Source organism: Nostoc sp. CCY0012 (genome assembly GCF_963920855.1).
Taxonomy (GTDB): domain Bacteria; phylum Cyanobacteriota; class Cyanobacteriia; order Cyanobacteriales; family Nostocaceae; genus Cyanocohniella.
Window position 1 is genome coordinate 23,884 of sequence record NZ_CAWUDM010000069.1, and the last position, 9,285, is coordinate 33,168.

General features: G+C 40.1%; 9 protein-coding genes. 8 read left to right on the forward strand and 1 reads right to left on the reverse strand.

What is annotated here, in order from left to right; all coding sequences use genetic code 11:
• Window positions 1–60: 60 nt before the first annotated feature.
• The 6 genes from ACM0OS_RS19100 to ACM0OS_RS19125 all read left to right on the forward strand — a co-directional run bounded on the left by ACM0OS_RS19100 (window position 61) and on the right by ACM0OS_RS19125 (window position 6,047).
• Window positions 61–1,002 (forward strand): homogentisate phytyltransferase, encoded by a 942-nt coding sequence (locus ACM0OS_RS19100; RefSeq protein ID WP_414544779.1) that lies wholly within the window; start codon window positions 61–63, stop codon window positions 1,000–1,002.
• 4 nt (window positions 1,003–1,006) lie between these two features.
• A complete protein-coding gene (locus ACM0OS_RS19105; RefSeq protein ID WP_414544780.1) occupies window positions 1,007–1,474 on the forward strand; it encodes a tetratricopeptide repeat protein in 468 nt (155 codons plus the stop codon).
• 85 nt (window positions 1,475–1,559) lie between these two features.
• Window positions 1,560–3,110: a uroporphyrinogen-III C-methyltransferase gene (cobA, locus tag ACM0OS_RS19110; RefSeq protein ID WP_414544781.1), complete on the forward strand. Its 1,551-nt coding sequence runs from the start codon at window positions 1,560–1,562 to the stop codon at window positions 3,108–3,110.
• 114 nt (window positions 3,111–3,224) lie between these two features.
• Window positions 3,225–3,821, forward strand: a complete 597-nt coding sequence (gene coaE, locus ACM0OS_RS19115; protein ID WP_414544782.1) for a dephospho-CoA kinase — start codon at window positions 3,225–3,227, stop codon at window positions 3,819–3,821.
• A gap of 676 nt (window positions 3,822–4,497) precedes the next feature.
• Window positions 4,498–4,794: a hypothetical protein gene (locus tag ACM0OS_RS19120; protein ID WP_414544783.1), complete on the forward strand. Its 297-nt coding sequence runs from the start codon at window positions 4,498–4,500 to the stop codon at window positions 4,792–4,794.
• A 350-nt stretch (window positions 4,795–5,144) separates the two neighbouring features.
• Complete coding sequence (locus ACM0OS_RS19125; protein ID WP_414544784.1) at window positions 5,145–6,047, forward strand: c-type heme family protein; 903 nt, start codon at window positions 5,145–5,147, stop codon at window positions 6,045–6,047.
• 4 nt (window positions 6,048–6,051) lie between these two features.
• Here ACM0OS_RS19125 and ACM0OS_RS19130 read toward each other — a convergent pair whose 3' ends face one another.
• On the reverse strand, window positions 6,052–7,425 hold the full coding sequence (locus tag ACM0OS_RS19130; RefSeq protein WP_414544785.1) for a protein kinase domain-containing protein: 1,374 nt from the start codon (window positions 7,423–7,425) through the stop codon (window positions 6,052–6,054).
• A 304-nt stretch (window positions 7,426–7,729) separates the two neighbouring features.
• Between ACM0OS_RS19130 and ACM0OS_RS19135 the strand changes: the two genes are divergently transcribed.
• Window positions 7,730–7,984, forward strand: a complete 255-nt coding sequence (locus ACM0OS_RS19135; RefSeq protein ID WP_414544786.1) for a hypothetical protein — start codon at window positions 7,730–7,732, stop codon at window positions 7,982–7,984.
• A 3-nt stretch (window positions 7,985–7,987) separates the two neighbouring features.
• Window positions 7,988–9,247 carry a murein transglycosylase A gene (locus tag ACM0OS_RS19140; RefSeq protein ID WP_414544788.1) on the forward strand — a complete coding sequence of 420 codons (1,260 nt, stop codon included), beginning with the start codon at window positions 7,988–7,990 and terminating at the stop codon, window positions 9,245–9,247.
• The last annotated feature ends 38 nt before the right edge of the window (window positions 9,248–9,285 follow it).

Genomic DNA, 9,285 nt, shown 5'->3' on the forward strand with positions numbered 1-9,285 from the left:
TCCCCTTGTCCCCTTGTCCCCAAGTTCCCCAAGTTCCCCAATCCCTAATCAAAAATCACTATGAATCAAATTTCTGAACAAAAATCTCCTAAATTACAGGGCAGTTGGCTTTATGCATTTTGGAAGTTTTCCCGCCCTCACACAATTATTGGCACCAGTTTGAGTGTATTGGGTTTGTATTTGATTGCCCTTGCTATTAGTTCCACTGGTTTTGCTATTGAGCAATTACTTTCCGTGTTCGGTGCGTGGATTGCTTGTTTATGTGGCAATGTTTATATTGTGGGGTTAAATCAACTAGAAGACGTTGAAATTGACAAAATTAATAAGCCTCACCTACCTCTAGCATCTGGTGAATTTACCAGGGCTGAAGGGCAATTAATTGTCATGCTCACCGGCATTTCGGCGCTGGTTATAGCATGGTTCACAGGGCCTTTTATATTGGGAATGGTGGCTTTGAGTTTAGCCATTGGTACGGCTTATTCTTTACCGCCAATTCGCTTAAAACAATTTCCCTTTTGGGCAGCACTGTGTATATTTTCAGTCCGAGGAACAATTGTCAACTTAGGGCTATTTTTGCACTTTAATTGGGCATTAGAACAAACACCATCAATTCCCCCTGCGGTGTGGGTGCTGACAGTATTTATTTTGGTGTTTACCTTTGCCATCGCCATCTTTAAAGACATCCCCGATATGGAAGGCGATCGCCTCTACAATATCAGTACTTTCACCATCAAACTTGGCCCGCAAGCTGTATTCAATTTAGCGCTTTGGGTATTAACTGTTTGCTACTTAGGAATGGCCATAGTTGGTACACTACGTTTTGCAGGGGTTAACTCAGTATTTTTGGTCATTGCTCATCTAGTATTGCTGGCTGGGATGTGGATGCGGAGTTTATCAGTAGACTTGCAAGATAAAAGTGCGATTGCTAAGTTTTATCAATTCATTTGGAAACTGTTTTATCTTGAATACATCATATTCCCAATTGCCTGTTTGTTAGCTTAAAATTATGTTAGAAAATTTGCAAATAGCTGATATTTTTGCCATTGTTGCTGTTATTTCCAGCGTCGCCCTGCTTGGTTATTTCGCTGTAAAAACCTTAATTACATCTAACCGATTTCAAAAAGGGGTAAATCTTTATCAACAAAAAGATTATCAAGGTGCAGAAGCAGCTTTTCGTCAGGTAATTAATATCAACTCAACTAATGATGTAGTGCGCTTATTGCTAGGGGATGTTTTAAAAGAACAAGGCAAAATAGAAGCAGCCACAGCATTATTTCAAGAAGTAATTCAACGCAGCCCCAAAAATCCTGATGCTTATTTGCGTTTAGCCAATATTCTCATGCAACAAAATCAACCAGAAGCAGCAAAAGCCAATCTACAACAAGCCAAAGACTTATTGCAAAAACAGCGCCAACCAGAAAGAGCCACAAAAATCACTCAACTCTTAGAAAAAATCAGCGCTAAATCTAGCTAATCTTCGCGCCTAACGTACTTCGTACTAGAGCCTACGGCATACTTCGTGAACGCTTCGCTGATGCGCCTTTGCGCGAAACAAAAAAATGACCAAACAACAAAACAAAGTCTACCTAGTAGGCGCTGGGCCTGGAGATGTCACCTACCTCACAATAAAAGCCTACAACCTCCTAGCACAAGCTCAGGTATTAATTTACGATGCCCTAGTAGACGACCAATTATTAAAATGTGTACCACCTAATTGCTTAAAGCTAGATGTCGGTAAACGTGGTGGTAAACCCAGTACACCCCAAACTGAAATTAACGAATTACTAGTAAAGCACAGCCAACAAGGAAAACAAGTCGTCCGACTCAAATCAGGAGATCCCTTTATTTTTGGGCGTTGTACTGCCGAAATTGAAGCGTTAAAAGCCGCTAATTGTGAATTTGAAGTAGTACCAGGAATTTCCTCAGCCTTAGCTGCACCATTACTAGCAGGGATTCCCCTCACAGATACAGTACTGAGTCGATGTTTCGCAGTGTTGACAGCCCATGAACCAGAGGTTTTAGACTGGGAAGCATTAGCGCGATTAGAGACATTAGTCATATTGATGGGTGGCAAACACCTAGCGGAAATTGTACACCAACTACTACGACACGGGCGATCGCGTCTTACACCCATTGCCATTATCCGTTGGGCAGGCACACCACAGCAACAAATTTGGACAGCCCAACTAGAAAATATTCTCCAACACACAGCCGATTTATCTCTTTCCCCAGCAGTCATTGTCATTGGCGAAGTTGTGGGGCTACGTCATTACTTACAACCTGAGAAAATATCTTCAGAGGAAAAAACTTTTAACAACCAACTCATGTCTACTAATCACCTTCCCCTCACAGGTAAAACAATTCTCGTCACCCGTGCATCTGGACAATCGAGTGAATTTAGCGATCGCCTCACCGCCTCAGGTGCTACTGTAATTGAAATGCCAACGTTAGAAATTGCCCCACCTTCCAGTTGGCAAGCCTTAGATCAAGCGATCGCCAATCTAGCAGATTTTCACTGGTTAATTCTCACTTCTACCAATGGCGTAGAGTACTTTTTTGAGAGATTAATTGCCCAAGGTAAAGATATTCGTTCCTTAGCTCAGGTCAAAATTGCCGTTGTTGGTGAAAAAACAGCCCAAAGCCTGCAAAAACACGCCCTTAAACCTGATTTTATTCCCCCCAACTTTGTCGCTGACTCTTTAGTTACCCATTTCCCCGAATCACTACAGGGTAAAAAAGTGTTATTTCCCAGAGTAGAAACTGGTGGACGAGAAACCTTAGTCAAAGAATTAACCGCCAAGGGTGCAAATATCATCGAAGTGGCCGCATATCAATCTTGCTGTCCTAGTGGTATTCCAGAATCAGCAAAATTAGCTCTCCAAAATCGCACCATAGATGTGATTACCTTTGCCAGTTCTAAAACCGTACAATTTTTCTCACAACTCACAACAGACATATTTACCAACCCTTCCCAAGTGTGCATTGCGTCTATTGGCCCACAAACCTCAAAAACCTGCCAAACTGTATTCGGACGCGTAGATGTAGAAGCCGAAGAATACACTTTAGATGGCTTAACCCAATCCCTGATAAAATGGGCAAAAAATTCTTAACTCACTTTGTACCTTTGTGCGTCAGTTGCTACAAGTCACTTAACCCGCCCACGGCGCTGTTTCCCCAACGCACTGGCTTACCTTTGCGTGAGAAAAAAATCTCCTTCTTAATTCATGACTAAACGCATCATCGGCTTAACCGGAGGTATTGCTACAGGTAAAACCACCGTCGCCAATTACATAGCCAGCACTTACAACATCCCAATTTTAGATGCAGACATTTATGCTAGAGATGCCGTAGCCGTAGATTCTCCCATTTTAAGTGCGATCGCCCAACGTTATGGTCAAGAAATTTTATCACCAGATGGCAGCCTCAACCGTCAACAACTGGGTGAAATTATCTTTGACAATCAAAATGAACGCAATTGGCTAGAGAGTTTAATTCATCCTTACGTAAGCGATCGCTTGATCAAAGGAATCGCTGAATCATCCTCTCCCATACTAGTATTAGTTATCCCTCTACTATTTGAAGCTCAGATGACTCATCTAGTAACAGAAATCTGGGTTGTATATTGTTCTGATTCCCAACAACTACAAAGATTGATACAACGAAATCATCTCAGTGAAGAACAAGCTCAAACTCGCATCAATAGCCAATTATCTCTTGCAGAAAAGGTAGCGAGGGCTGATGTCTTGTTAGATAACTCCTCCACCCCAGAAAAACTGCTACAGCAGGTAGATATAGCCTTTACAAGCAAAATTTGCAGCTAGGATAGGATTTGTCTGGAAACATAGACAATTGTGATATATTAGACACATAATTTATTTAGAAATTAATTAATATTACCAAGGGTTATTGCATCCAAATTTTGCCAGCAAAGCCTGATAAAGTTCGCTACTTATCACAACAGCAAAACTTCGATTTATCAAATAACATCATATCTGCTGTATCCAAATCAAACTTTTAGTGATTACACTGTGGGCTTGGCGTTGAATACTACTGTAGATTGTCTGATTAGTCTTCATTAATTTAGTACAAAATCTTTGTCTAAATGCAGGATGTCGCATGACAGGAGGTAGTTAATCAGAATCTCAATACCTAAAAAGAATCAGTCAAGGTTAGCATCATCGGCAACACAAACCAAATTTGGTAATTAATAAAATCAAAGATTCTGAGTAAAATCTTCAAGAAAATTCATCACGAATTTTGAATTTGCTTTTAAAATTGCTGTTAAGTATGTTGAAACATACATTCTCAACATTTATCTATTCCCGCTTTGATAGTTACAGGGGTGTCTAGTATTTCAGACAACTAAGAGCGAGAGAAATATACTCAAAACTTTGGGAATTTGTTATTGCCAAAAATCATAATTTACTGAGCAAGTATTCTTTTTGTAGACATAAGAAGGAAATTTTACCTATGTTTTTTGCCAAAAGAAATTTTAAATTGAATTTCATTTCTTGGAGTGGGCTATCTTTAGCTAATTTTACAGGATATCTATCCCAAAAGCAGCAAATAACGCACGATTACAGTCAATTAGTCCCAGGAAGAGACTATGTATTTGAATTAATCAATGAAGGGACTGAAGGACAAATGACCGGGGTAGGTAAAGGAATTAAACCCTTGGATTACATTATTTTGCAACACGGTTCTGAATCTTGTCGATATCAAGTTGAAGCAATTGATTACTACTTAGAGCCGCCAGATATGTGGATGGCTTTACTAAAACCCTTACTAAGTTAATCAACTTAATTAAATACAGAATATTCGTAGGATGCCACTAAATTTTAGGTATTGAAAGTTACCAAAATCATTTTTTCTAAACTAGGGTGCAATAAACTACCTAGGCTTCCTACGTAGTGTACTAGAAGCAGGGTCACTTAAGGTAGCGAAGGTTAGGTGAATGCTCGAAACTTTACATATAGTTGATGCCACTACCTTTTAAAAGCGAATCATCAGGTTTTTATGCCTATGTGGAATATCCCTAATGTGCAATCAAAAAAAGTAATATTTATTTAATATTAGATAGTTATTAACTCTATGCAAATAGTATAAAATATTAAACTAATTTGCCAGATATTCTACCAAAAATTATGTTGAAAAACTTAAAAATAGGGGCGAAATTTAACTTACTTTTGCTATTAGTTTTCATTGTCAGTGTTTTAGTTAGTGGTGCTGCTCTCTCAAATGTACTTCAGCAAAAGGCACAAAATGAAGTAACTTCTCAAGGTTTCATTTTAATGCAAACCATGAATGCGGTTAGAAATTATACACAAAAACAGATAAATCCCCTCTTAGCAGCTAGGTTAGAAACTGAAACAACATTTATCTCAGAAACAGTACCAGCGTACTCTGCTTCACAAGTATTTACTAATTTCCGGGCAAACCCTGAGTATCAAAATTTCCTTTACAAAGAAGCAACTCTTAATCCTACTAATCTCCGCGATAAAGCAGATATTTTTGAAACTCAACTTGTAGAGCAATTTCGTAAAGATTCTAACAAAAAACAACTTGTAGGATTTCGCACATTACCTGAAGGACAAGTATTTTACGTTGCCCGTCCCCTACAAATTCAAGAACAAAGTTGTTTGCGATGCCATTCTACACCAGAACAGGCTCCTAAAAGTCAGTTGATCACTTATGGTTCAACTAATGGTTTTGGTTGGCAACTCAATGAAATCGTGGCTGCACAAATTATTTCGGTTCCTTCCACAGAAATATTTAATAATGCTCACCGGAGTTGGTTGCTAATTATGGGGATTCTAGTTACCATCTTTGTTATCTTAGGGCTGTTAATTAATTTTTTAATTAAGAAAACTGTAATTCAGCGGATTAAAAGAATAGAAAAAACAGCGCAAAAAGTTAGCACTGGTGATATGAGTGTTGATTTTACTGAAACATCTTCTGATGAAATTGGTGGATTAGCAGCAGCTTTTAATCGGATGAAATTTAGCTTAAAAATAGCTATGGATATGATTAATGAACAAGGAGAGTAGTTTTTTATTTAATGTGAATAAGGCGTTGTTGGAATTGTGATGCTTCTTGTGGGTTACTAATGTGCCTTGCTAAATTTTCTACAAGTTTAGATCGAGATATCTGTGGTGAAGACTTTACAGCTTTTTGCACTAAGACAATAGCTATGGGCCCAATTAAATTAGTCAATTCTTGTTCGCACTGATGTAAAAAACTATCAGTGATTGTTTCCTGGGGAGTGCTTGATACAGAATTTAGTGTGAGTTTTTGAGTACCCGTAGTTTCATTAAGTAATAGTAATGTTTTTTGCTGAAATTCACTTTGTTGATTTACTGGTACATGACTTTGCAAACTATCTATTAATTCTTCGTAACTAGACGCTGATGCTGTAGCTTTTCGTAATAACGTTGTTGCTACTGGCCCAACCAATTGTAACAAGAGGCTTTCTAGGCGATTATATTGTTCGGTAGTAATCAGAGAGCCAGCTTGATGTTCAATAGCCTGTTGTGGTAATTGTGCAACTTCAGGTAATGGTGGAGTAAAAGTTGATGATATTTGAGTTGACTGATATTGAACTCCTCCCATTAATTCCTGAAGTGCCTGCATAACATCCGTTGCCGTTTGGTAACGTTCTTTTAAATGGTGCTGTACCATCTTAGATACAATAGATGCGAGTTGATGATTCACATGAGCTTGATGCTGCCAAACAATTTCTCCTGTATGCGGATCTTCTTCTAGTTCTCTAGGAGACAACCCCGTTAGAGCTTGGATACAAATAATACCCAAAGAATAAATATCACTACAAGGACGGGGTTTACCTCGCCCCTGCTCTATAGACATATATCCTGGTGTACCAATAGCAACAGTATTCTCTGGGTAACCTAAAGTTGTTAGCAGCTGAGTTTGGAATTGCTTGACTGCACCAAAATCAATCAGTACTACTTTGCCATCTTCTTGACGTCTGATAATATTTTCTGGTTTGATATCTCGATGGATAACTTGATAACTGTGAATAAATTCCAGGATACTCAAAACCTGCTGCATCAGTGAAATTACTTGGTCTTCAGTCCAGCGTTGGCCAGATAAAAGTTCTGCTTTGAGAGAATGGCCTTGAATCAACTCTTGTACTAAAAAGAACTCTTCATTGTCTTCAAAGTAAGCTAAAAGTCGAGGAATCTGGTCATGGTGTCCCAGTTGTTCTAGGATGGTGGCTTCATTAGCGAATAGCCGTCTAGCAGTTTCGAGAAATTCAGGGTTGTGGGTGCCAGTTTTAAGATGTTTGACAACACACTTAGGGCAACCAGGTCGGTGGGTATCATTGGCAATGTAAGTTTGACCAAATCCTCCTCCACCTAAAACCTGAAGGACTTGGTAACGCCCATCTAATAATTTTCCTAACATTGTGTATTTTGTTTCCGTCCTTACATTCATCTTGGCACAAGCAGCAGTGTTATTGGCAAAACCAAAATGAGACAGAAAATCAGCTTTTCATAAATCGTAGTTGCTCAATATTGCTGGGAACTGGTGAAAACATTGGCCGTCTAGAGTGAAAGTAAAACTCAAGAGTTAGGAGCAGTAAATTATGAGTTCTTAATTCAAAATTCTCTCAATAATCTGATCTTGCTCCCGTATGCTTACCCTTTTCATTCTGGGGTTACGTGGTTAACAATGGGTTGGATGTGTTGCAAATGATTCATTCAATTTTATGCCTAGAACTCCAAATGAATACGCTGTATACCTTTTACTGGAAAGCGGTCACCGTGAAGAAATACGTTTTCCGACAATTCAAGAATTTCAAAAATGGTATAGTGGCGAACTTGTACCCAAGTCTGCTTCTAATGACTTTATTAGCGTACCGATCAAGAATATTCAAGGGGAGTATATGGTTGTACGCCCCTCTCGGATTGTGGCAATTCGAGTAGAACCACTCTTTAGCTCTAGTGTTGAAAGATTCAACTAAATGATGAGAAAAATCTTTGTTTTGGTTTCCCTGAGTCTGGGAATTGGACTTGTAAACACCATTTGGTCGGCGGTGGCTCAGGTTCCTGTAACGTTACCAGTACCGACCAATCCTCAACCCCAGCAGCCAGTCAAACCAAGCACTCCTCCCATACAAGCGTCACCCCCACTCAAACGTTTCCCTCTAGGAACGAATTGTACTCCTGTACACGGTTGCTTGGGTTGGGATGAGCAACTTTGGGGTCGATTAGGTCAACCTGGCGATCGCCAAGCTTTGTTGGCAGCAATTGACAATAGTTTAAGTTACCTACAAAGAAATAGTGCGATCGCTGCTTATCAAAACTACCCAGTTCCAGGAATTACCCACGATCGCGTGCGGCGGAGTTTAATCCGTTTCCGTCAATTAGTAGTCAACTCTAAATCTCCCGCAGAATTACAATCTGCTGTGCGTCGAGAGTTTGATTTCTATCGGTCTGTGGGTAACGATGGCAAGGGTACTGTTAAGTTTACTGCCTATTACGAACCTATATATAATGCTAGTCGGGTCAGGACTTCTGAATATCGGTATCCCCTTTATCGACTACCAACAGATTTCGCTCAATGGGCGCAACCCCACCCCAAACGGGTTGATTTGGAAGGAGAAGATGGTTTACTAGGAGATAGAAGCCAGTTGCGCGGTTTAGAGATGCTATGGTTCCGCGATCGCTTCGATGCATATATGGTACATATCCAAGGTTCTGCCCAAATTCAGCTAACAAATGGCACCAGAACCTCTGTCGGTTTTGCCGGTGGTACAGATTATCCCTGGACTAGTATTGGCGGACAACTGTCCAAAGATGGTAAGTTAGCCGCAAATCAATTGAATATGCCGGGTATAATTAACTTTTTCCAGCGTTATCCACAGGAAATGAGTAATTATCTGCCCCGCTGGGAAAGATTTGTTTTCTTCCAAGAAACCGCCGGTAGACCAGCTACTGGGAGTATTAACGTCCCAGTCACCGCAGAACGTTCCATTGCCACAGATAAATCTCTCATGCCGCCTGGCGCACTCGCATTAGTGCATACTTCCTTTCCTTATGTCACCAGCAATGGACAGATGCAGTATCGTACCGTGAGCCGCTTTGTACTCAATCAGGATACAGGTAGCGCCATCAAAGGCCCAGGAAGAGTTGATTACTTCATGGGATCTGGAAAAGTCGCAGGCGATCGCGCTGGCGTCACAGGTGGTAACGGATCACTATATTATTTACTGCTTAAAAAATAGAGGCAGGGGGAAAGAGGCAGGGGGGCAGGGGGCAGGGG

Bases quoted from the DNA above. Each gene is read 5' to 3' on its own strand.
- ACM0OS_RS19100 (WP_414544779.1), top strand. From the start codon at position 61: ATGAATCAAATTTCTGAACAAAAATCTCCTAAATTACAGGGCAGTTGG.
- ACM0OS_RS19130 (WP_414544785.1), bottom strand. From the start codon at position 7,425: ATGTTAGGAAAATTATTAGATGGGCGTTACCAAGTCCTTCAGGTTTTA.
- ACM0OS_RS19140 (WP_414544788.1), top strand. From the start codon at position 7,988: ATGAGAAAAATCTTTGTTTTGGTTTCCCTGAGTCTGGGAATTGGACTT.
- cobA (WP_414544781.1), top strand. From the start codon at position 1,560: ATGACCAAACAACAAAACAAAGTCTACCTAGTAGGCGCTGGGCCTGGA.
- coaE (WP_414544782.1), top strand. From the start codon at position 3,225: ATGACTAAACGCATCATCGGCTTAACCGGAGGTATTGCTACAGGTAAA.
- ACM0OS_RS19135 (WP_414544786.1), top strand. From the start codon at position 7,730: ATGCCTAGAACTCCAAATGAATACGCTGTATACCTTTTACTGGAAAGC.
- ACM0OS_RS19125 (WP_414544784.1), top strand. From the start codon at position 5,145: ATGTTGAAAAACTTAAAAATAGGGGCGAAATTTAACTTACTTTTGCTA.
- ACM0OS_RS19105 (WP_414544780.1), top strand. From the start codon at position 1,007: ATGTTAGAAAATTTGCAAATAGCTGATATTTTTGCCATTGTTGCTGTT.